The organism is Variovorax sp. HJSM1_2 (genome assembly GCF_049316285.1).
Classification (GTDB): domain Bacteria; phylum Pseudomonadota; class Gammaproteobacteria; order Burkholderiales; family Burkholderiaceae_C; genus Rhodoferax_B.
In genome coordinates, this window is the sequence record NZ_JBMOXA010000012.1 from 180,512 (window position 1) to 202,934 (window position 22,423).

21 protein-coding genes are annotated in these 22,423 nt (G+C 60.1%); 14 read left to right on the forward strand and 7 right to left on the reverse strand.

The features are described from left to right. Positions 1-220 precede the first annotated feature (220 nt). Together ACFQ95_RS15465 and ACFQ95_RS15470 are read left to right on the forward strand one after the other, a co-directional pair. Complete coding sequence (locus tag ACFQ95_RS15465) at positions 221-790, forward strand: bactofilin family protein (RefSeq protein WP_422832378.1); 570 nt, start codon at positions 221-223, stop codon at positions 788-790. Between the two features lie 416 nt (positions 791-1,206). Next, positions 1,207-1,998 carry an alpha/beta fold hydrolase gene (locus tag ACFQ95_RS15470; protein WP_422832379.1) on the forward strand — a complete coding sequence of 264 codons (792 nt, stop codon included), beginning with the start codon at positions 1,207-1,209 and terminating at the stop codon, positions 1,996-1,998. Positions 1,999-2,062: 64 nt separating this feature from the next. Here ACFQ95_RS15470 and cueR read toward each other — a convergent pair whose 3' ends face one another. Continuing rightward, positions 2,063-2,473, reverse strand: a complete 411-nt coding sequence (gene cueR, locus ACFQ95_RS15475; RefSeq protein ID WP_422832381.1) for a Cu(I)-responsive transcriptional regulator — start codon at positions 2,471-2,473, stop codon at positions 2,063-2,065. Positions 2,474-2,507: 34 nt separating this feature from the next. Then, entirely contained in the window at positions 2,508-2,705 is a 198-nt protein-coding gene (locus ACFQ95_RS15480; RefSeq protein WP_422832383.1) for a heavy-metal-associated domain-containing protein, read from the reverse strand. 1,247 nt (positions 2,706-3,952) lie between these two features. On the opposite strand from ACFQ95_RS15480, the gene ACFQ95_RS15485 reads away from it, so the two are divergent. Next, a complete protein-coding gene (locus tag ACFQ95_RS15485; protein ID WP_422832384.1) occupies positions 3,953-6,220 on the forward strand; it encodes a heavy metal translocating P-type ATPase in 2,268 nt (755 codons plus the stop codon). A 1-nt stretch (position 6,221) separates the two neighbouring features. On the opposite strand, the gene ACFQ95_RS15490 is transcribed toward ACFQ95_RS15485, so the two are convergent. Continuing rightward, the gene (locus tag ACFQ95_RS15490) at positions 6,222-7,322 is read right to left on the reverse strand and encodes an alkene reductase (RefSeq protein ID WP_422832386.1); all 1,101 of its coding nucleotides are present in this window, start codon (positions 7,320-7,322) and stop codon (positions 6,222-6,224) included. Positions 7,323-7,492: 170 nt separating this feature from the next. Here ACFQ95_RS15490 and ACFQ95_RS15495 point away from each other — a divergent pair, with 170 nt between their 5' ends. From ACFQ95_RS15495 to ACFQ95_RS15505, 3 genes are all read left to right on the forward strand, one after another. After that, the gene (locus ACFQ95_RS15495; RefSeq protein ID WP_422832388.1) at positions 7,493-8,731 is read left to right on the forward strand and encodes a YbfB/YjiJ family MFS transporter; all 1,239 of its coding nucleotides are present in this window, start codon (positions 7,493-7,495) and stop codon (positions 8,729-8,731) included. Between the two features lie 98 nt (positions 8,732-8,829). Next, entirely contained in the window at positions 8,830-9,015 is a 186-nt protein-coding gene (locus ACFQ95_RS15500; RefSeq protein WP_422832390.1) for a DUF1328 domain-containing protein, read from the forward strand. Further along, a complete protein-coding gene (locus tag ACFQ95_RS15505) occupies positions 9,015-9,851 on the forward strand; it encodes a transglutaminase-like domain-containing protein (RefSeq protein WP_422832391.1) in 837 nt (278 codons plus the stop codon). Before ACFQ95_RS15500 ends, ACFQ95_RS15505 begins: the two co-directional genes overlap by 1 nt. A 15-nt stretch (positions 9,852-9,866) precedes the next feature. Here ACFQ95_RS15505 and ACFQ95_RS15510 read toward each other — a convergent pair whose 3' ends face one another. The 3 genes from ACFQ95_RS15510 to ACFQ95_RS15520 all read right to left on the reverse strand — a co-directional run bounded on the left by ACFQ95_RS15510 (position 9,867) and on the right by ACFQ95_RS15520 (position 13,279). Then, on the reverse strand, positions 9,867-11,420 hold the full coding sequence (locus ACFQ95_RS15510) for a methyl-accepting chemotaxis protein (protein WP_422832393.1): 1,554 nt from the start codon (positions 11,418-11,420) through the stop codon (positions 9,867-9,869). Between the two features lie 139 nt (positions 11,421-11,559). Continuing rightward, positions 11,560-12,165, reverse strand: a complete 606-nt coding sequence (gstA, locus tag ACFQ95_RS15515; protein ID WP_422832394.1) for a glutathione transferase GstA — start codon at positions 12,163-12,165, stop codon at positions 11,560-11,562. Between the two features lie 154 nt (positions 12,166-12,319). Beyond that, positions 12,320-13,279: a helix-turn-helix domain-containing protein gene (locus tag ACFQ95_RS15520; RefSeq protein ID WP_422832396.1), complete on the reverse strand. Its 960-nt coding sequence runs from the start codon at positions 13,277-13,279 to the stop codon at positions 12,320-12,322. 163 nt (positions 13,280-13,442) lie between these two features. Between ACFQ95_RS15520 and ACFQ95_RS15525 the strand changes: the two genes are divergently transcribed. Then, positions 13,443-14,894 (forward strand): aldehyde dehydrogenase, encoded by a 1,452-nt coding sequence (locus ACFQ95_RS15525; protein ID WP_422832398.1) that lies wholly within the window; start codon positions 13,443-13,445, stop codon positions 14,892-14,894. A 70-nt stretch (positions 14,895-14,964) separates the two neighbouring features. Here ACFQ95_RS15525 and ACFQ95_RS15530 read toward each other — a convergent pair whose 3' ends face one another. Continuing rightward, positions 14,965-15,552: an NADPH-dependent FMN reductase gene (locus ACFQ95_RS15530; RefSeq protein WP_422832399.1), complete on the reverse strand. Its 588-nt coding sequence runs from the start codon at positions 15,550-15,552 to the stop codon at positions 14,965-14,967. A gap of 200 nt (positions 15,553-15,752) precedes the next feature. On the opposite strand from ACFQ95_RS15530, the gene mnmG reads away from it, so the two are divergent. The 7 genes from mnmG to ACFQ95_RS15565 all read left to right on the forward strand — a co-directional run bounded on the left by mnmG (position 15,753) and on the right by ACFQ95_RS15565 (position 22,305). Further along, positions 15,753-17,759 carry a tRNA uridine-5-carboxymethylaminomethyl(34) synthesis enzyme MnmG gene (gene mnmG / locus ACFQ95_RS15535; RefSeq protein ID WP_422832401.1) on the forward strand — a complete coding sequence of 669 codons (2,007 nt, stop codon included), beginning with the start codon at positions 15,753-15,755 and terminating at the stop codon, positions 17,757-17,759. Beyond that, a complete protein-coding gene (gene rsmG / locus ACFQ95_RS15540; RefSeq protein ID WP_422832403.1) occupies positions 17,756-18,433 on the forward strand; it encodes a 16S rRNA (guanine(527)-N(7))-methyltransferase RsmG in 678 nt (225 codons plus the stop codon). The genes mnmG and rsmG overlap by 4 nt, the downstream gene beginning before the upstream one ends. 159 nt (positions 18,434-18,592) lie before the next feature. Continuing rightward, positions 18,593-19,207, forward strand: coding sequence for a LysE family transporter (locus tag ACFQ95_RS15545; RefSeq protein ID WP_422832419.1), 615 nt, complete (start codon positions 18,593-18,595; stop codon positions 19,205-19,207). A 6-nt stretch (positions 19,208-19,213) separates the two neighbouring features. Then, positions 19,214-19,984, forward strand: coding sequence for a ParA family protein (locus tag ACFQ95_RS15550; RefSeq protein WP_422832405.1), 771 nt, complete (start codon positions 19,214-19,216; stop codon positions 19,982-19,984). Positions 19,985-20,056: 72 nt separating this feature from the next. Next, the gene (locus tag ACFQ95_RS15555) at positions 20,057-20,629 is read left to right on the forward strand and encodes an RBBP9/YdeN family alpha/beta hydrolase (RefSeq protein WP_422832407.1); all 573 of its coding nucleotides are present in this window, start codon (positions 20,057-20,059) and stop codon (positions 20,627-20,629) included. Between the two features lie 3 nt (positions 20,630-20,632). Next, positions 20,633-21,562: a ParB/RepB/Spo0J family partition protein gene (locus tag ACFQ95_RS15560; RefSeq protein ID WP_422832409.1), complete on the forward strand. Its 930-nt coding sequence runs from the start codon at positions 20,633-20,635 to the stop codon at positions 21,560-21,562. 5 nt (positions 21,563-21,567) lie between these two features. Continuing rightward, positions 21,568-22,305, forward strand: a complete 738-nt coding sequence (locus ACFQ95_RS15565; protein ID WP_422832411.1) for a class I SAM-dependent methyltransferase — start codon at positions 21,568-21,570, stop codon at positions 22,303-22,305. Positions 22,306-22,423: the final 118 nt, after the last annotated feature.

A 22,423-nucleotide genomic window follows, 5' to 3' on the forward strand; every position in this document is an offset into this window, starting at 1 on the left:
TCGTGCGCAAGCAGTACGTCGCTGCTCGCTTTTTTTGGTGTGTGATCTGCGCGGTCCTTAGCCGATTGCAGCGCAACTCATGCAATGAAACGAGATTTGAGCAAATTTACGGCCAATTTAACGACACATACGAATCATTTTGCTTACATATCTTGCAAGTCTGGGTGTTTTTTTGCCGCTCACAAATCCGTAGCATGAACTGCTTTATGGAGGTAACCCCGTGGCATTGCAATCCCCTTTCTTCAATAAGCGTGAAACCGAATCGGCTGGCATCCGTCCTCTGGGTGGAAGTGGCAACGGCACATCGGTGCTCGGTTCTTCATTGCCGCACAGTGCACCAAGCTTGTCACCGGCCCCGGCGCACAACAACCTCGCACCCGCGTCGACCGCCAGCACCCATCACAACAGCAACAACGCCAAAGAAGGTGGCAGCAAGCTGACGGTAGGCCCGAACATCAAACTCAAAGGTGTGGAAATCACCGACTGCGACACCCTGGTGGTGGAAGGCCTGGTTGAAGCCACCATGGATTCGCGCCTCATGCAGATCGCTGAAATGGGCGCTTTCAAAGGCTCGGCAGAAATCGACATTGCCGAGATCCACGGCGAGTTTGATGGTGAACTGACGGTGCGCGAGAAGCTGGTGATTTATGCCACGGGCAAAGTCACCGGCAAGATTCGCTACGGCAAGGTGGTGATAGAAGAAGGTGGGCAACTCTCGGGCGAAATCACCTTCGGCACTAGCGTACCTGCAGCCCGCAGCAGCAAACCTGTGCTTGCCGCAACGGCTTGAATTTTTGACACACGGCAGCCGGCATGGTCTTGCCGGTGCTGTGATACCGCACCTGGCTTGCTAGCCGACATCCATTGGTCAGGCAAGCTTCTTGGCTTCACGCAGCCAGCGCAAACCGGTCGAGATGTATGCCAGGTCTGCGGGCAGGACAAGGCTTCTTCTCACTACCTGCCTGATCACCGACGACAAATGACTTTGGCTTGTTCGCAGCAATCAGGGCTCACAAGCAAAACCCGGCCACTTCCACCTCACACTGACAAAACCAGACTAGCGCACAAGTGCACGCATCTGGGCCTGCCGCTTTTTTCTGGGCGTTTGTCACAATGCCTGGTCGATTACGCATTGGCCCTGAGTCCGTGCAATCGCTCCGGCTGGCTCTATGGGGACAGCACCTCACGCGCTTAACTTAAATCCAGGTGTCCGCAGTGAAAGATGCACTACACATCGCCAGTCCTGGCGGTCCGCTCTATGTAGAGATTTTCAAAGGGACCCAGCACGACCCCGCGATGCCGCCCTTGATCCTGTTGCACGACTCACTGGGCTGTATTTCCCTGTGGCGCGACTTTCCTGAGAAGCTTGCCCAGGCCTGCGGGCGTTCGGTCGTGGCATATGACCGCCTTGGCTTCGGTCAATCGGCGCCTCACCCGGCTAGTCTGCCCATGGACTTCATACCACTTGAAGCCCAAACCAACTTCAAGGCTGTGGTGGAGCATCTTGGCATCCAGCAGTTCGCCCTTTTGGGCCACAGTGTCGGTGGCGGGATGGCGCTGGCCGTTGCCGCCGCATTTGCTGCGCGTTGTCGCGCGGTCATCACCGAATCTGCACAAACCTTTGTCGAGGACCGTACCTTGGCGGGTATTGCCAGAGCCCGGCAAGACTTCTTGACGGATGGCCAAATGCAGCGGCTTGCCAAATACCATGGGGAGAAGGCAGGCTGGGTACTCGACGCCTGGGTGGACACCTGGCTTTCGCCAAGTTTCCGGGACTGGAGCTTGGACCAGGTACTGCCATCGGTGCGCTGTCCCGTGCTGGCCCTTCATGGAACAGAAGACGAATACGGCAGCAGTGCACATCCACAGCGGATTCAAGCATCGGCCGGTGGCGCTGTCACCATTCAACTGATGCCCGGTGTGGGCCACGTTCCGCACCGGGAGCAAGAGGCGCACGTCATCGCCCTGGTGCGCGATTTCCTGGCAACAGCGGTATAGCAACCAGAAAGCCTTGGCTCCCTGTCCACTGGGATTGGCACAGATGCCAGGCCGGCCAGCGGCTTCAGGCGTGACAGGTTTTACCGGACAAACCTGCCAGGTCGTCCAGGATGGGGCACTCGGGCCGGGCGTCTCCGTGACAGTGCTGCAGCAAATTTTGCAGGCTACGCTGCATGGTTTGCATGGCCGCTATGCGTTCACCCAACACGTCCACATGTTGTTGGGCGATACGTTTGACCTGTTCGCTGGCGCGGGCCCGGTCTTGCCACAAGCCCACCAACTCCGCAATTTCCGCCATGGAAAAGCCCAGACTGCGCGCTCGTTTGATGAACCGCAGGGTATTGACCTCCACCTCGCTGTAGCGGCGGTAGCCATTGTCGCTACGGGTCACCGCAGGTAACAGTCCCAGCGACTCGTAGTGCCGCACCATCTTGGCCGAAATACCGCTGGCTGCGGCGGCCTGGCCAATGTTCATGGAGAGCGTCGCCGCCCCAGGGGAAGATTGGATTTCAGGCTGCAACGTTATACCCCTCGTCGGCAATCGCCTGGGCCAACAAGGCACGCGGCTGTGTGGATTCAATTTCCACCTGGCCACTGGCCAGACTCACTTTTACCTGGGCTTGTGGATCGAGTTGTTGCACGGCTTGTTTCACCGCACGTTCACAGTGTCCACAGCTCATGCCCGTGACTTGAAAAAGATGTTGCATGGCATCGACTCGTTTCAAAACTGAGAGAAGCCTCAAGCATAAACCTTCCCATGATGGAAAGGTCAAGGCCAGCCACAACACCTAAAACGCAGCAGATAAGCCTGTGGATAGTTCGCGCATAAGCCAAGGCTTATCCACAGGCTGTGTTGACGACACAAAGTTGTTCAGTTTTCTGATGCAAACAGAAAGCGCACTCGCGCACACCTTTGGAGGCAGCTTAAGTGGCTGATTTTTCTGAAGAAAAGAGACTTACCCACAACCGGGCTCGACCCTTACTACTACTACTATGTATTAATAATGAATATAGAGAAGAGATAAGAACAACTTCCCCAAGCCGAAAAATCGGTGGCAGCTGTTTTTCGTGGTTATTCAGATCGCTCTAGCCCAGCAGCAGATAGGGGAAATCAGGTGCTCACACACCCATGTGGCGAGCTTTGGGCCGAAAGAGACCCGTCCGTCAGCCAAAAAGGGCGGAATCCATGGCCGAATCGGTCAAAAAAACACGGTCCTGGGGTCGGTCGGCGTCGTTGTGAACGGTGTTGCTGAGCAGAAAGACCGCACCTAGGCAACAAGCCATACGTTTTTTCGCGTGCCTACCGGTCGAGGTCGGCTTGTGGGTCGATGCAATCGGCGCGGTCTTGTTCGGTCTTTTGCAAACAGCGGTGAGGGCGCAACCCATCAAAAGTAGACGCGCAGCGGATGTCAAAGCTCTAACAGCCGGCTTGGTGCGAGCTCCCGGTGGATTCGGCCGTGTTTTACGGCTTGGAACCCGGCCGCTGCGGCTGAAAACGTATTCAAAACGACCGCAGGGACTGTTTTAGAGCTTTTTCGCGACGTCCCCATGCACAAGCTTGTGGATAGTTTTGGCACAAGCCGAGGTTTATCCACAGTGAAAAGCCAAAAGCCTCAGTTGTCCCCGTCCAAGGTACAAACAGAAAGCGCACTCACCCACATGCTGGCGGCATAGCCAAGTGTTTGTTTTGACGGGGAAAAGTTGGCTTATCCACAGAAGAGGCCAAGCCTTACTACTACTACTATGTATTTATAAATTCATTTAAGAAGAAGAGAGAGAACAACTTCCGCAGACCAGGAATCGACGTCTGAAACACGGTTTTTGAAAAATTTCTGCATCCTTTTGCTATATAAAAGTGAGCTATCTACGTAGATAAATTATGCGTAAAGTGCTTTTTCTTTTTAAAAAACCAGCGCTTTGACATTCACACGATGTCAAGGTTTACGCTTGAGGCATGAATACTTCCCACACCTCTTCCGTCTCTTCTTTTGACCTGGGCATTGGCGACATGACCTGTGCCTCGTGTGTGATGCGCGTGGAAAAGGCACTCAAAAAAGTGCCCGGCGTGACCAGTGCCAGCGTGAATCTGGCGACCGAGTCGGCGCGGGTGCAAATCGCCAACGTCGATGGCGCTGAATCTGAAAACGCTGCCCAAACCTTGGCCCGGCTGCGCCGCGCGGTGCGGGATGCTGGTTATTTGCCTTTGCCAGCACCCGGTGAAGGTCCGAAAAACGCCGTAGAGCCGTCAGCTTGGGCCGGTTTTTGGCCTGTTGGCCTGGGTTTGGCGCTTTCTGCGCCCTTGGTTTTGCCGATGTTGGTGGGTTGGTTGCATCCCAGTGGTTCCTGGATGCTGCCGGTGTGGGTGCAGTTTTTGTTGGCTACGCCGGTGCAGTTTTGGCTGGGCGCGAAGTTTTATCGCGCCGGTTGGCATGCGGTGAAGGCACGCACCGGCAATATGGATTTGCTGGTGGCAGTGGGCACCACAGCGGCTTGGGGTATGTCGGTTTGGTTGTGGATAAGCGCCAGTAGCGAACATGGAGGACACGCACCGCACGTTTATTTCGAAGCTTCAGCCGTTGTGATCACCCTGGTTTTGCTTGGTAAATGGCTGGAAACCCGCGCCAAACGCCAAGCGACCACGGCCATTCGTGCTCTGCAGGCGCTGCGGCCAGAAGTTGCGCATTTGCTGCGGGGCGCGGGCGAAAGTGAAGAAATAGACGTGCCGGTGGACGAAGTGTTAGTCGGAGATCGGCTTGTGGTGCGCCCGGGTGAACGGATTGCGCTCGACGGCGTGGTGCTGCTGGGCCAAAGCCAGGTGGATGAGTCTTTGCTCACCGGCGAATCACTGCCTGTAGCCAAAAATGTTGGCGCGACGCTGATTGGTGGCTCGGTCAACGCCGAAGGGCGGCTGGTGATGCAGGTGTCAGCCGTAGGCCATCAAACCGTGTTGGCCCGCATCATCCAGCTGGTGGAAGACGCACAAGCCGCCAAAGCGCCGATACAGCGTCTGGTCGACCAGGTTTCGGCCGTTTTTGTGCCGGTGGTGTTGGTGATTGCCTTGCTGACGCTATTGGGCTGGTTGGCGGCGGGTCTTTCCACCGAAGAAGCTGTTTTGCGCGCCGTGGCGGTGTTGGTGATTGCCTGCCCGTGTGCGCTGGGCCTGGCCACACCGGCCGCCATCATGGCGGGCACGGGGGTGGCGGCACGCCACGGCATCCTCATCAAGGACGCTGAAGCCTTGGAGTTGGCGCACAAGGTGGACGTGGTGGCGTTCGATAAAACCGGCACCTTGACCTTGGGCCGGCCGCAGTTGTCCACAAGTCTTGCCATGCCCGGCGAAGATGAAAAGTTTTGGCTTGCTCAAGCCGCCAGCCTGCAGAGCGGCAGTGAACATCCGTTGGCCAAAGCGGTGTTGCAAGCCGCCAAAATCCAAAATCTGGCCTACCCAGCACCACAAAACCTGCAGGCTGTGAGTGGCAAGGGCACGCAGGGCGACGTAGAAGGCCGCAGACTGCTGCTGGGTAGCCTCAGGTGGATGCAGGCCTTAAACGTCGATCTAGGGCCTTTGGTGGGCCCCGCGGAGGCCTTGCAGGCCCAAGGAGCGACGGTTTCAGCGCTTGCCGAGCAGTTGGACGAGCAAAAAGTGGTCGCGCGCGCGCTTTTGGCCTTCACTGACGAACCCAAACCCGGCGCGGCCCAGGCCTTGGCCGAATTACGCCGCCGTGGCATTCGCACCGTGATGGTTTCGGGTGACAACAGGGGCGCGGCCGAGGCCATGGGCCGCAGGCTGGGCCTGAGCGCCGACAAAGGCGAAGTGCTGGCCGAAGTATTGCCGGGGGACAAAGCGGCGCAGGTGCGCGCCTTGCAGGCCGGTGGCCACACCGTGGCAATGGTGGGCGACGGCATCAACGACGCACCCGCGCTGGCAGCGGCCGATGTAGGTGTGGCCATGGGCCAGGGAACGGACGTGGCCATGCAGGCCGCGGGCATCACCTTGATGCGCGGCGAGCCTGTATTGGTGGCTGCGGCTTTGGACATTTCGCACCGCACGGTGCGCAAGATCCGGCAAAACCTGTTTTGGGCGTTTGCCTACAACGTGGCCGGCATTCCCTTGGCGGCGTTCGGTTTCTTGAACCCGGTGGTGGCCGGTGCCGCCATGGCGCTGAGTTCGCTGAGTGTGATGACCAACGCTTTGTTGCTGAAGCGTTGGAAATCCAAATAACTTATTTCAGCGTGGGGTAGTCGGTATAGCCGGCTGCGCCGCCACCGTAGAACGTGGCGCGGTCGGGCTCGTTCAGCGGTGCGTTGTCGCGCAGGCGGCGCACCAGGTCGGGGTTGGCGATGAAGGGGCGGCCAAAGGCCACCAGGTCGGCACCGGCTTGCAGGCTTTCCTCGGCCAGTGCCTTGTTGTAGTTGTTGTTGACCATCCAGGCGGCCTTGCCACCGCTTTGGCGGTAGGCGGCTTTGAGCGATGCGTAATCGAACGGACGGTCGGGCAGCTCGCGTGGCCCGCCCGTGGCGCCTTCGACGATATGGATAAACGCCAGGTCCATGGCCGCGAGTTCACGCACCACGTGTTCAAACAAGGCTTGTGGTGCCGGGTCGTGGATGTCATTGGCCGGCGTGACGGGTGAGATCCGCAAACCGGTGCGGCCACCGCCGATTTCGCCGACCACGGCACGCATCACCTGCAGCAACAGACGGGCGCGGTTTTCGATGCTGCCGCCGTAGGCGTCGCCACGGTGGTTGCTGTCTTGCTTCAAGAACTGGTCGAGCAAATAACCGTTGGCGCCGTGCACTTCCACGCCGTCAAAACCGGCTTCGAGTGCGTGGCGTGCGGCTTGGCGGTAGCTGTCGACAATTCCGGGCAATTCGTCGGTGTGCAGTGCCCGCGGCGCCGAAGTTTCGGCAAAACCGGGCTGGCCGTTGTTCACCAGATAGGTCTTGGTTTTGGCGCTGATGGCCGAGGGAGCCACCGGTGCCTGGCCGTCTGGCTGCAGGCTGGTGTGCGACACCCGGCCCACGTGCCACAACTGGGCGACGATTTTGCCGCCCTTGGCGTGCACGGCGGCGGTGACGGCTTTCCAGCCTTCGATTTGTTCGGGCGCATACAGGCCAGGCACATCGGCGTAACCCTGGCCTTGCTGGCTGATGGCCGTGCCTTCGGATACCAGCAAACCTGCGGTGGCGCGCTGTGCGTAGTACTCGGCCATCAAGGCCGTGGGCACGGCGTTGGGTGCGCGGTTGCGCGTCAGTGGCGCCATGACGACGCGGTTGGCCAGCAAAATTTGGCCCATTTGCAGAGGTGCGAAAAGTGAAGTCATGTTGTTGTCCTTGTGAAACCTTGCACGACGATGCCATCGTGATGAAACAAGGTTATGACGCTTGCGAAAACCTTGCCGTACACGGGCGACAACACCCTGTGGTAAGTGCTGAAGGGCGGTGGAGAGGATCACCAGACAATGGCTGACCCGCCGTTTGCCATTCAATATCCATGCCCGCTGACGAAACTGTGCCGCCGCCGACGTTCACCCGTGCACTGTGGCTGGCCTTGGCCTTGTCTTTGGGCGCGGCGATCTCCTTGGGCATCACACGTTTTGCGTATGGCTTGTTGCTTACACCCATGCGTGCCGACCTGGGGTGGTCGTACACCTTGGCCGGGGCGATGAACACCGCCAACGCCTTGGGTTATTTGCTTGGCGCGCTGGTCACACCACGCTTGATGCGCCAGCTGGGGCCGCAGCGTTTGTTGTGGACAGGCGCGGTGCTGGCGAGTGTGTTCATGCTGCTGAGCGGGTTTTTTACTGGCGCCGCGCCGCTGCTGTTGCAACGTTTGCTGGCCGGCATGGCCAGCGCTTTTGTGTTCATCGCCGGAGGTTTGTTGGCGGCGCGTTTGGCGAGCCAATGGCCGGGCCGCAGTGGCTTGTTGCTGGGCCTTTATTACGGTGGCACGGGCTGGGGCATTGTGGTGTCGGCCTTGCTGGTGCCACCGGTGCTGGAGGCCGCACATGGCGTGCCACACGCTTGGGCCTGGGCGTGGTGGGCGTTGGCCCTGGCCTGTGTTTTGGCGACGCTGGTGCTGGGCTGGTCGGTGCGTGAATTGAACAGAATGGGCCACATGGCTGGTGCTGCAAGTACCACCTTCGCCGCCCCAATGCCTGGACCTGATACACGTCCGTTCCGCTGGCGCGACTTTGGATTTGCGCTCGCAGGCTACGGCATGTTTGGCGTCGGCTACATAGGTTATATGACATTTGTGCTGGCGCTGTTACGCGAGCAGGGCGCCAGTGGTGGCGCGTTGACCTTGTTCTACACCCTGCTGGGTTTGGCGGTGCTGGCGTCGTCGCGCATCTGGGCCGGCTTGCTGGAACGCAGCCGGGGTGGTGGGGCGTTGGCCTTTCTTAATGTGTTGCTGGGTGGGGCCACTTTGCTGCCGGCGCTGACCTCCGCCTGGCCCGTCATTTTGTTATCCGGCTTGGTGTTCGGCGGCGTGTTTTTGTCGGTGGTGGCGGCTACCACGGCGCTGGTGCGGCACAACCTGCCAGCAGCAGCTTGGGCGTCGGGCATAAGTGCGTTCACCATCGTGTTTGCGGCGGGGCAAATTGTCGGCCCCACGGTGGTGGGCTGGATTGCCGATGGGCCTGGTGGACTGGCCCGTGGTTTGGTGTTTTCAACCGTGGCGCTTTGGCTCGGCGCTGGCTTGGCGTGGCGCCAGAAACCCTTATCCACTTAGCCACTTAGGCCATCGTCCTACGCCTTTGTGCGCCGCAGGCCGATCTGTGCCCAGTGTGCGCCAGCGCACCATTCAGCCATCCACTTCAGGAGATAGAGATGCTGAAATACGCGATCATTTTTGCCGTCATTTCTTTGTTGGCGGGTGTGCTCGGTTTTGGTGGTGTTGCGGCTGGTTCGGCCATGATTGCCAAGGTGCTGTTCGGTCTGTTCCTGATCCTGGCGGTGATCTTTGTCATCCTGGCGGCATTGGGCGTTGGCGCCGTGAAGAAGGCGATTGACTGATGTTCCGCTCCAATGTTGAAACGGTGCTTGAGTATGACGTGTTAGGGCCGACACACTTTTGCTTCAACATCGAGGCTGCACAACGACCGGGACAAACCATTTTGCGCGAACGGCTGGCGGTGTCATCTGGTGTGTTGGTGCACCGTTTCACCGACCCGAGCAGTGGCAACCGCTTCATTCGTTTTGATGCTCCACCCGGTCCACTGATGGTCAACTACCAAGCCGATGTGGAATTGCACCAGCAGATCGTGCCAGACGATTTACCCGAGGTGCCGTTGGTCGAAGTGCCAGATGACGTGCTGCATTATTTGTCGCCCTCGCGTTACTGCGAGTCCGATCAATTGCAGCGTGTCGCGCATCTTCAATTTGGCGCGCTGTCACCAGGCATTGCACGCGTAAAAGCCATCTCAGATTGGATTCACGAGTCCGTGACCTACATGCCCGGCAGCACCACGTCGTACACCTCGGCGCAAGATGTTTTTGTGCAGCGCGCCGGTGTCTGCCGCGACTTTGCGCACCTGGGCATCAGCTTTTGCCGCGCGTTGAATATTCCGGCGCGGCTGGCTGTGGGTTATGTGTGGTTTGACGAACCGCCGCAGGATTTCCACGCCATTTTTGAAGCCTGGCTGGGCGGCCAGTGGGTGCAGTTTGACCCGACCGGCATGGCGCCAGTGGAACAGTTGGTGCGCATTGGCACGGGGCGTGATGCCAAAGACGTGGCCTTCAGCACCATTTTTGGTGGTGTCAACATGACACGCAAGGAAGTGCGCGTGGACGAACACATACACGCCTTGCAACAGCAGATTGAAGCCGAGCTGGTGGCAGAGGATGCTTGATGCGGTAGGCAGTTTTTAGACTGAACGCAGTCGAAAACGTGCCACTACCTCGGCAAGTTGTGTGGCCTGGTCGCGTAGCGAGGCAGAAGCCGCAGCCGACTGCTCTACCAGCGCGGCGTTTTGCTGCGTCATGCTGTCGAGCTGGCCTATGGCGGTGTTCACTTCAGACAAACTTTGTGTCTGGTTTTGCACCGTGCTGGCCATCTCGCCAATGATGTCGGCCACGCGTTTCACGGCGCTCACCACCTCGGTCATGGTGCTGCCGGCTTCACTGACAAATCTGGAGCCGGCCTCTACCTGGTCGACCGAACTGGCGATCAGGGTTTTGATCTCGCGTGCGGCGTCGGCACTGCGTTGCGCCAACATACGCACCTCGCTGGCGACCACTGCAAATCCACGCCCTTGTTCGCCTGCCCGGGCCGCTTCTACGGCGGCGTTGAGCGCCAGGATATTGGTTTGAAAAGCGATGCCGTCGATCACGCTGATGATGTCGCCTATCTTGCGCGACGCGGCTTGAATACCGTCCATGGTGCTGACCACACGCGCCACGGCTTGCCCGCCCTGTAAAGCCACATCCGAGGCGCTGTTCGCCAACTGATTGGCCTGTTGTGCTGCGCTGGCGCTCTGGCGCACGGTCTCGGTCACTTGCTGCATGGCGGCCGAGGTTTGCTCAAGACTGGAGGCCGTTTGTTCGGTGCGCATCGACAAGTCGCTGCTGCCGTTGGACACCTCTCGGCTGGCCACAGATATGCTGTTGGCACTTTGCTTGACGGTGCCTACAGACAAGTTCAAGGCTTCTTGCATACGTGCCAATGCGCGCAGCAGATCGCCCAGCTCGTCGGAGCGATTGGCATGTAGGTCCAGGCTTAAATCGCCGGAGGCAATGCGGTCGGCACTGTTGGTGGCGTAGCGCAGCGGTTGTGTGAGGGAGCGTGTCAGCACCCAGCCTATGACCGCACCTATGCTCATGGCGACGGCCACCAGCAGCCATATGCCCCACAACACGGCGCTGTAGCTGGTGCTGGCGTCGGCGTAGGCCGTGCTGGCCCCTTGGTCGTTGAGTTGTATCAGTTTGTTGATGGCGTCGGTGGTGGCGCGGAAGGCGCGGCGCGAGTCGTTGCGTAGCCAGTTCAGCGCAGCATCTTGGTTGCCGTCACGCAGCAACAACAACAATTGCGGCTGCGTGTTTTTGTAATTGGCGATGCTGGCTTTGAAGTCGTCAAAAAGCTTGCGTTCGTCGGCGCTGGAGATGCTGGTCTCGTAGGCACTCAACAGCTTGGGCACCACCTCCCATTGTTTGGCCAGGCGCTCGTTTTCTTCTTGCCGCGCCTTTTCGTCGCCGCCCAAAAGCATTTGCAGCTCGGCACGGCGCATCTGGTTCAAGGCTTCGTTCAGGCTGCCGAGTTGCTGGGTGCTGGGCAACCAGTTGGTGGCCAGATCGGTGACGTTGGCCTGTACCCGGTTGACGCGGTTGACCGCAAACAAACCCATGATCAACATCAGCAGGAGCAGGGTGCCAAACCCCAGTCCTAGTCTTAGGCCCACGCGCAGATTCGACAGCAACTTCATGTCTGACCTTTCGTTTGGACCCGCAAGCGCAGGCACAAACGAAAAGTAACACGCTCTTTTGGCGTTGTGTAATTTTTTGTTCGCTATAAATAAAATAGCGGCCTACGCACGCTGTGTATACGTAGACCGCCTTTTAGGTTTAAGCCAGACCTTCAGCCTTCAACGCTGCTTGCACACCCGGACGTGCGGCCACACGGGCGCGGTAGGCGGCCAGGTTGGCCAGGCCGCTGATGTCCACACCCACCTTGGACGCCCAGTTGGTGACGGTGAACAAGTAGCCGTCAGCCACCGAGAAGTTCTCTCCCAGCAGATAGGTTTTGCCCTTGAGTTCGCCGTCCAGCCACTTCAGGCGCGAGAGCAATCTGTCGCTTGCAATGGTCTTGGCTTCGGCTGGCATGGCGGGGTTGAACAGAGGCGAAAAACCCTTGTGCAACTCGGTGCCTATGAAGGTCAGCCATTCCTGCAGGCGGTAACGCGCCATGGTGCCGTTGGCCGGCGCGAGGTTTTTGCCGGCGGCCTGGTCGGCAATGTATTGCACGATGGCCGGGCCTTCGCGCAGGCGTTCGCCGTTGTCCAGCTCCAGCAGCGGCACGTAGCCCAAGGGGTTGATGGTGTAGTAGTCGGTGCCGTCGGGCAACTGGTGGGTTTTGGTGGGCGCTGGCACGGCTTCGAAGGCCAGGCCGGATTCGTGCAGTGCGATGTGCGGGGAGAGAGAGCAGGCGCCAGGGGAGTAATAAAGCTTCATGTGATGGGTTCCTGAAGTGACAAGCGAACGGCCAATAAACAACTGGAGAACAGCTGGTTTGTCTCCATCCCACACGAGGCATGTAGGGCGACCAGCCGGGCTTGCATGCTAGCGGGTTCTGCGGCTTTGCGCAGGCGCCACAGCAGCTTGCTTTTCAGCTTTTGCCCTGGCTGGCTTCGCGGAAATCGCGCGGGCTGAAACCAGTGTGCTGGCGGAACACGCGGCTGAAGTGCGAAAGGTTGTTGAAGCCCGCGCTGAGTGCGATCTCGGTGATGGCACGGCCGTGCTGGGCCGGGTCACGCAGTGTGCGTACACAGGCTTCCAGGCGCAGGCGCTGGATGCTGCCGGCCAAGGTGTCTTCGTCCCCGGCAAAGGCGTTGTGCAGCAGGCGTTTGCTGCAGTTCAGCGCTTGGGCGATGCGCTCTATGGTCAAACCCGGCTCATGTAAATGCTGCGCCACGAAGTCAAGCACACGGTCGCGCAGCGCCATTTGCTGGGTGGTGGCGCTGGTCTGGCCGGCCAGCTCTTGCAGCGACAGCCGCACCAACTGGGTGATCAGTTCCCCGGCGCCACGCGCGGCATCGGCGCTCATGTGTGGCAGCTCCTGGTAGGTGCTGCGCATGGTGTCCAGCGCCACACGCGAAATGCCGTTCTGGCCGCCGGCCTGGCGTGCCATCAAGTGTTCCAGCCGTAGGTCGCGCGACAGCACGGCGGCCTTGGGCAGCATTACGATCAGGTGGTTGGAGCGCTCGGGGTTGGACACGGTGTAGCTGCCGCTGGTGTCGTACAGCGTCCAACTGCCGGGCCGTACCCAGGCTTGGCGCCCGGCCTGTTCCACACCGGCATTGCCCTGCCATGGGGCGACGATCTTGATGTAGCCAGCTTCGCTTTTGCGCGCCATCTCGGGTGTGCGCAACACGCGGTGGCGGTTGGCTTCCAGCCGGGTCAGCACCACGTCGCCGGCGCGTGCGGCCGCAATGTGGCCGTCGAATGTGGTGTCGCCGTACAGGTCGGAGTCGAGCCCGCCGAAATGTGACCACACCCACTCGCGCCACTGCGGCGCGCGCTCGCGTGGGGCGAGGTCGTCGGTGCTCAGTTGGGTGGGTTGAACCATGGTGGGGAATTATGGCGGCGCGTGGCGTATCCGCTTGAGCCCTAGGGTTTGCCTGTAGCGGTCTGCGCTCTCAGACAAGTGCTTAGTGCATCGTCAGCACAGCAGCCGGGGCTGCGATTTTTTAGCATGGGTGTATCTGTACCCGGAGCACTAGGAGCACTTCATGACGCAAATTTCGATGTTGATCAACGGCCAGGCCCGCGCGGCCAGCAACGGTGCCACCTTTGAGCGCCGCAACCCGCTGGACAACAGCGTGGCCACCACGGCACCAGCAGCCACCCAAGACGACGCCATAGCCGCTGTAGACGCCGCTGCGGCCGCGTTCCCGGCCTGGGCAGCGATGGGCCCCGGCGAGCGCCGTGGGCTGCTGCTGAAGGCCGCTGCGGCCCTGGAAGCCAAGACACCCGCCTTTATTGAAGCCATGGCCGCCGAGACTGGCGCTTCCGGCCTGTGGGCCGGCTTCAACGCACACTTGGCGGCCGGCATGTTTTTGGAAGCCGCGGCCTTGACCACGCAGATCAGCGGTGAGTTGATTCCATCCGACGTACCCGGCAGCCTGGCCATGGGGGTGCGCCAAGCGGCTGGTGTGGTGCTGGGTATTGCGCCGTGGAATGCGCCGGTGATCCTGGCCGTGCGCGCCATTGCCACGCCGCTGGCCTGTGGCAACACGGTGGTGTTGAAGGGTTCGGAACTGTGCCCCAAAACCCATGGCCTGATCATCGAAGCGCTGCAGGAAGCCGGTTTGCCCGCCGGTGTGGTGAACTTTGTGACCAACGCCCCGGCCGATGCGGGTGCCGTGGTCGAGGCCATGGTGGCACACCCGGCGGTGCGGCGTATCAACTTCACCGGTTCCACCAAGGTGGGCCGCATCATTGCGCAAACCTGCGCCAAGTATCTGAAGCCGGTGGTGCTGGAACTCGGCGGCAAAGCGCCAATGGTGATTCTGGACGACGCCGACATCGACGCCGCCGTCGCCGGTGCGGCCTTTGGCGCGTTTGCCAACTCGGGGCAGATTTGCATGTCCACGGAGCGCATCGTGGTCGACCAGTCGATTGCCGATGAATTCGTGGCCAAGTTCGCCGCCAAAGCCCAAAGCCTGCCGCTGGGCGACCCCCGCAAGGGGCCGGTGGTGCTGGGTTCGGTGGTTGACATGGCAACCGTCACACGTTGCAACGCGCTGATCGACGACGCCTTGGCCAAGGGTGCCAAGCTGGTGTGCGGCGGCAAGGCTGAGAACACGCTGATGCCCGCCACGCTGCTGGACCATGTCACGCCCGAGATGACGATTTACCGCGAAGAATCGTTTGCCCCGGTGAAGGCCATCGTGCGTGTGAACGGGGTGGAGGAGGCGATTGCCACGGCCAACGACAACGAGTTTGGCTTGTCGTCCGCCGTCTTCGGCAAGGACATCGCGCGTGCCTGGAACGTGGCCAAGCGTATCGAGTCCGGTATTTGCCACATCAACGGCCCCACGGTGCATGACGAAGCGCAAATGCCGTTTGGTGGCGTGAAGAGTTCGGGTTATGGCCGCTTTGGTGGGCGTGCCGGGGTTGAGGCGTTTACCGAGCTGCGCTGGATCACCATGCAGACCACGCCACGGCACTATCCGTTCTAAAACGCGGGCGTTGTTTCACGTGAAACATGGAGCGGCCACCCTAGCGGGTGGCCGTTCTTCTTTAGAGTGTTTAGAGCACAGGAATCGTCAACCGGCGGGCGGCGAACAACACCTGGTCAATCACCGCCTGCACATGTTTTTCACTGGCGGGGTTGGCCAGTTTGCCTTCAGCATCAAACGCATCGGCCGCGTGGCCCAGCGCAAAGTTCTGCGGTGCCACCCAGCAGTGCAGGTTCAACAGCAGGGGTGCCAAATGGCTTTGTGAACGCAGGCCACCTAGCGCGCCGGGCGAAGCGCTCAACATACCAACCACTTTGCCGCGAAACGACTTGAAGCCATCGCCCCAATCAGCATGGTTTTTCACCGGGCTGGAGCACCAGTCTATGGTGTTTTTCAGCAGCGCCGGGTAGCTGGCGTTGTATTCGGGCGTGCAGATGATCCAGGCTGGATGCGCGTGCAAGATGCCTTTGAGGCGGATCACATCGGCGGGTGTGCCTTCGGCTTCCAGGTCAGCGTTGTACATGGGGATATCGAAATCGGCGAGTTCGATATGGGTCACCTCTACCTCGCTGGCGCGCGCCAGGGCGGCGGTGGCGTTGGCAAGTTTGCGGTTCCAGGAATTTTTGCGGGTGCTGCCCGCGAAGACGAGTAATTTCATGTGAAACATTGCACCATAAAACCGCCCGGTTGAGCATGCTGCGACAACCGCGTTGCCTATGGGCCTTCAGCACCCACATGGCGAAAAAACAGGCAGGCCGGTAAAATCGAGGGCTGTCGGGCGGCTCCACCGTGATGCTGGCCCGCCCACGCAAATTTTTTGCGTCCCTGCGACCACCGCGCTCCAAGCGCCACACCCCAATGCTTTACCCTGAAGAATTCGATGTCATCGTCGTCGGCGGCGGCCATGCCGGTACCGAAGCTGCTCTTGCCTCCGCACGCATGGGCTGCAAAACCCTGCTGCTGACCCACAACATCGAGACGCTGGGGCAGATGAGCTGCAACCCGTCCATCGGCGGCATTGGCAAGGGCCATCTGGTCAAAGAGGTCGACGCAATGGGCGGCGCAATGGCCTTGGCGACCGACATGGGTGGCATCCAGTTCCGCATTCTCAACTCCAGCAAGGGCCCGGCCGTGCGTGCCACGCGCGCCCAGGCGGACCGTGTTTTGTACAAGGCGGCCATACGCCACATGCTGGAAAACCAGCCCAACCTCTGGCTGTTTCAGCAGGCGGTGGACGATTTGATGGTCGAAGGCAACCGCGTGGTCGGCGCCGTCACACAGGTCGGCATCCAGTTCCGCAGCCGCACGGTAGTGCTGACGGCGGGCACTTTCTTGGACGGCAAGATCCACGTGGGGTTGAACAACTATGCGGCTGGCCGTGCGGGTGATCCGCCTGCGGTGTCGCTGTCGGCACGTTTGAAAGAATTGAAGTTGCCGCAAGGCCGCCTGAAAACCGGCACACCGCCGCGTATCGACGGCCGTAGCATCGACTACAGCCAATGTGCCGCGCAGCCTGGCGACGGCATGCCGGGCGGGGTAGGCGACCGCGTGCCGGTGTTCAGCTTCATGGGCAATGCGGCCATGCACCCGCAACAGGTGCCGTGCTGGATCACCCATACCAACGAGCGTACCCACGACATCATCCGCTCGGGCTTCGACCGCAGTCCCATGTTCACCGGCAAGATTGAAGGTATTGGCCCACGTTATTGCCCCAGCGTGGAAGACAAGATCAACCGCTTTGCCGACAAGGAAAGCCACCAGATTTTCCTGGAACCCGAAGGCCTGACGACCCACGAGGTCTACCCCAACGGCATCTCCACCAGCCTGCCGTTCGATGTTCAGTACGCCTTGGTGCGCTCTATGAAGGGCCTGGAAAACGCCCACATCCTGCGCCCGGGCTACGCCATCGAATACGACTACTTCGACCCGCGTGGCTTGAAGAGCAGCTTTGAAACCAAGGTGATCGATGGGCTGTTCTTCGCCGGTCAGATCAATGGCACCACGGGTTATGAAGAGGCCGCCGCACAAGGCATGTTTGCCGGTATCAACGCCGCACTGCAATGCCGCGAAGAAGCCGCCTGGTTGCCGGGTCGCGACCAGGCCTACCTGGGTGTGCTGGTAGACGACCTGATCACCAAGGGTGTGACCGAGCCTTACCGTATGTTCACCAGCCGCGCCGAGTTCCGCCTGCAACTGCGTGAAGACAACGCCGATATGCGCCTGACCGAAGTGGCACGCAACATGGGCCTGATCGACGACGCTCGCTGGAATGCTTTCAGCCGCAAGCGCGATGCTGTTTCACGTGAAACAGAGCGTCTGAGATCCTTGTGGATCAGCCCTAAGAACCTGGCGGCAGCCGAGTCTGAGCGGGTATTGGGCAAGGCGATCGAGCACGAATACAACCTGGCTGAGTTGCTGCGCCGGCCGGATGTGGCTTATGCACAGCTGATGTCGCTGGATGGCGGCAAGTTCGCCAATGCTGAGCTGCCGGTCAACACTGATGCTGTTTCACGTGAAACAACGGCCGAGGCTGACTTTGTTGATGCGGTGGTGGAGCAGGTGGAAATCACCGCCAAGTACTCCGGCTACATCGACCGCCAGCGCACCGAGATCGACCGCGCTGCCCACTACGAGAACCTGCGTATTCCACAAGAGTTGGATTACCTGCAGGTCACGGCACTGAGCTTTGAAGTGCGCCAACGCCTGAGCAAGCTGCGCCCTGAAACCTTGGGCCAGGCGTCGCGCGTGTCGGGCGTCACACCCGCCGCCATTTCTTTGCTGCTGGTGCATTTGAAGAAACACGGCTGGCGTGATCGCGTGGTGGCTGCGGAAGTGCAGACTACCCAAGTGCAGGCCGCAGCATGAGCGAGCGTGCCACCGAATACGCCGTGAAGTTGGCCGACGCCGCTGCCCAGTTGGGCATCAACTTGTCGGCTACGCAGCAAGACTTGCTGCTGCAGTACATCGCCATGATTGGCAAGTGGAACAAGGTCTACAACCTGACCGCGCTGCGCGACCCGGCGGAGATGTTTTCGCACCATCTGCTGGACAGCCTGGCTGCGGTGCCGCCGCTGCAGAAACATCTGCAGGGCAGGGCACAAACAAAGAACACCAGCGCGCAGTTGCTCGACGTAGGCTCGGGTGCCGGTTTGCCCGGTGTGGTGTTTGCCATCTGCTGCCCCGAGTTGACTGTGCGTTGTGTCGATACCGTGGGCAAGAAGGCCGCGTTTGTGCAGCAGGTGGCGGTGGAATTGAAACTCGCCAATCTGCGCGGCATCCATGCCCGTGTGGAATCGCTCACAGACAAATACGACGTGGTCAGTTCACGCGCCTTCGCCTCGTTGTTGGACTTCAGCACCTGGTCACGCAGTGCCTTGGCGGACGACGGTGTTTGGTTTGCCATGAAGGGCAAAACGCCAACGGAAGAGCAGGCCGCTTTGCCCGCCGACGTGCAGGTGTTTCACGTGGAACAACTCCAGGTGCCCGGCTTGGATGCCGAACGTTGCATTGTCTGGCTGCGCAAAACACAGGTGGGCTAAGGGCGTTTTTCAGTTGGCACGGCGTCATCCCCGGGTCATAACGTGCCGTGGCCCAGCGTTTGCACTGCGAATAATCTCCGTCGCGTAAACTCCAGCCTTCTCAGCATTTACGCGCACAAGCCGTAAATGCCCAAACTGTCCCCCCTAGGTGATTTGCCCATGTTCGGTGTTTCCGATTTCGGCGCTTTTGTTGTCGCCATCATTGTGTTTTTGTTGATCCCGGGACCGGGCAATTTGGCGCTGATTACCTCCACCGGCAAAGGGGGCATTCGCGGCGGTTTGGCCGCCACCATGGGCTTGATCGCCGGTGATCAAGTATTGATGTGGCTGGCCGTGGCCGGTGTCGCCGCCATTCTCACCGCCACGCCCGCTGCCTTTGTCGGTGTGCAGTGGCTAGGCGCCATCTACTTGGCGTGGCTGGGTTTCAAGATGCTGCGCTCCCAGCCGGGCGATGCGCCTATTCTGAACATCAAGGCCGGTCACTACTTTCGCCAGGCGCTGACCATCACCTTGCTCAATCCCAAGGCCATCGTCTTCTACATGGCCTTCTTTCCGCTGTTCGTCGACCCGGCGCAGCACCGCGGTTTGCTCACCTTTGGTGTGATGGCGGCGACCGTGGCCACCCTGACTTTTCTGTACGGCCTGATCGCCGTGCTGCTGACGTATTTTCTGGCGGAGCGCATGCGTGCCAATCCCGCCGTTTCACGCGGGCTGGAACGGCTCGCCGGCGTGTTTCTCATCGGCTTTGGCATCAAGCTGGCGCTCTCTAAATAGGCATCCATGGCAAAAGTATTCTGCGTAGCAAACCAAAAGGGCGGGGTGGGCAAGACCACCACCACGGTGAACCTGTGTGCCGGTTTGGCCAAGGTAGGCCAGCGCGTGTTGATGATTGACCTGGATCCACAGGGCAATGCCACCATGGGTTCGGGCATAGACAAACGCACGCTGGAGCAAACGGTTTATGACGTGCTGCTCGAATCGTCGAGCATCGCCGAAGCGCGTGTGCGGTCCGACAAATGTGGTTACGACGTGCTGGGAGCCAGCCGCGATCTGGCCGGTGCGGAAGTGGAGCTGGTGGACTTGGAGCGGCGCGAGTCGCGATTAAAAGCCGCATTGGCGGTGGTAGGCCACGAGTACGACTTTGTGTTGATCGACTGTCCGCCGTCCTTGTCCATGCTCACGCTGAATGGTTTGTGTGCGGCCAACGGCGTGGTTGTACCCATGCAGTGTGAATACTTTGCGCTCGAAGGCCTGACCGATCTGGTCAACACCATCAAGCAGGTGCATGCCAACCTGAACAAAGACCTGGTCATCATTGGCCTGCTGCGCGTGATGTTCGACCCGCGTATCACTCTGCAGCAGCAGGTGAGCGACCAGTTGAAGGCGCATTTTGGTGACAAGGTTTTCAACTCGGTGATCCCGCGCAATGTGCGTTTGGCCGAGGCACCAAGCTACGGATTGCCGGGTGTGGTGTTCGACCCCTTGGCCAAGGGCAGCCAGGCGTATATCGAGTTTGCTGAAGAGATGGTCCAACGCATCAAGACGATGTGAGCTAATCTGTAATGAAATATGCCTCTATTGCTTGCTGCACAAGCGTAGACAGCTACTATTTATATAGTAAACATGGCCGTTAAAGTTCTACTCTTGCCAGGCTGGCAAAACTCCGGTCCGGGCCATTGGCAAACCGCATGGGAAAGTTTGCACGGTGACCAGCGTGTGTTGCAGCACGACTGGCTGCAGCCGCTGCGTGGCGACTGGATCACTCATCTGGAAGAAGTGGTGCAGCAGCAAACCGAGCCGGTGTTGTTAGCGGCGCATAGCTTGGGCTGTCATTTAACGCTGGCCTGGGCCGCGTTGTCGCGCAACACCCAGCGTATTGCCGGTGCGTTGCTGGTGGCACCGCCCGATTTGTTGCAGGCCAACCTGCCGCCGCAGCTCTACAGTTGGCGCCCGCCGATGTGTACGCGCCTGCCATTTCCTGCCATGTTGGTGGCCTCTAGCAACGATCCGTTTTGCAGCCAGGCCGCCGCTGAGCAGTTGGCAAGCGATGCCGGTGCCACTTTTCACGCGGTCGGTGCACTGGGCCATATCAATGCCGAATCTGGCCTGGGCGACTGGCCCGAGGGCCGGGCCTGGTTGCAGGCACTGGCCAAGCCAGCGGCCTCATCTTTTATCTCTCGTACAGAAAGCACCTGAAGCATGGTGACAAAGAAACCCAAGGGCTTGGGCCGTGGCCTGGAAGCTTTGCTCGGCCCGAAAGTCGATGAAACACCAGTCGCCGACAACGCTGCACTGAGCAAGCTGCCCAATGAGTTGCCACTGACCGAGATGCTGGCCGGCCAATACCAGCCGCGCACCCGCATGGACGAAGGGGCGCTGTACGAGTTGGCCGAGAGCATCAAGGTGCAGGGCATCATGCAGCCGATTCTGGTGCGCCAGTTGGCCAGTGGCGACAACGCCGGCAAGTACGAAATCATTGCGGGCGAACGACGCTTCCGTGCGGCGCGCCTGGCTGGCTTGGAACGTGTGCCGGTGCTGGTGCGCGACGTCCCCGATGAGTCGGCTGCTGCCATGGCGCTGATCGAAAACATCCAGCGCGAAGACCTCAATCCTCTAGAAGAAGCCCAAGGCCTGCAGCGCCTGGTGCGCGAGTTTGGCCACACCCATGAGCAAGCTGCACAAGCGGTAGGGCGCTCACGCAGCGCGGCCAGCAACCTGCTGCGTTTGCTGAACCTGGCCGACCCGGTGCAGACCATGCTGATGGCCGGTGACCTGGACATGGGCCACGCCCGTGCGCTGTTGGCGCTAGACCGGGCGAGCCAGATCACGGCGGGTAACCAGATCGCAGCGAAGAAGATGTCGGTGCGCGAAGCCGAGGGCCTGGTGAAGAAGCTCAGCGCTGAATTTGCACTGACCTCACCCAAGCCCAAGAAAGAAAAGTCGCGGGACCTGAAACGGGTGGAAGAAGAACTGTCCGACCTGCTCACCGCTGATGTGGAAATCCGTGTGAAGAAGCGCGTCAAGCGCCATGGCCGCACAGAAGAGCAGGGCGAAGTGATCATTCAGTTTGGCTCACTTGATGAGTTGAACGGGCTGATCGACAAACTTTCACGCGGCGCCACCCGCTGATACCGGTGTTGCGCAAGCTGCCTTGGCCGCTACCGGCACTGCTGGGCTGGGGCACGGCGTGGCTTCTTTTCTTGGGCGCGGGGCGGGCAGGGGCACCCGCAGCGCTGGCCCTGGGCCTGGCCACGGGCTGGGGCGTGCTCTGCAGCTTGCTGGGGCACACCTGGTGGCGCAGGACTTGGATCGCAGCCGGCTTTCCGTTGTCGGTGGTGTTGACCGGCGCTGCCGCCATTCCCACCTGGGCTTGGTTGATTCCTCTGGTGTTGTGCCTGTTGATCTACCCGCTGAATGCCTGGCGCGACGCGCCCATTTTCCCCACGCCTCGTAATGCTCTGGCGGATTTGCCACGCAAAGCATTGTTGGCGGAGGGTGCTTCTCTATTGGATGCCGGCTGCGGATTGGGCCATGGCCTCAAGGCATTGCGACTAGCGTACCCGGCCGCTCGTATCCACGGTATCGAATGGAGTTGGTTGCTCTGGGCGGTCTGCGCCATTCTGTGCCCGTTTGCCAAGGTGCGGCGCGGCGACATCTGGCGTGTGAGCTGGCAGGGCTACGCCATGGTCTATCTCTTCCAGCGTCCGGAAAGCATGGCGCGGGCTTGGGAGAAGGCGCGTACTGATATGGGGGCTGGCACTTGGATGGTTAGCTTGGAGTTTGCGGTGCCCGATGTGCGCCCCAGCGCTGTTGTGACGGCGCCAGATGGTCGAAGTGTCTGGCTTTACCAAGTCCCAGCCGCCAAGCCTTGAGACGAGCGTCTTTTGGATCTTTGGCAACTTTCTGCTCGCCACTTGCGTTGTTGGTTCAAAAGGTGTTATAGTCGAGGGCTCGGCTGATGACGAACAAGTTTGTGATTGGTTGGGGTGC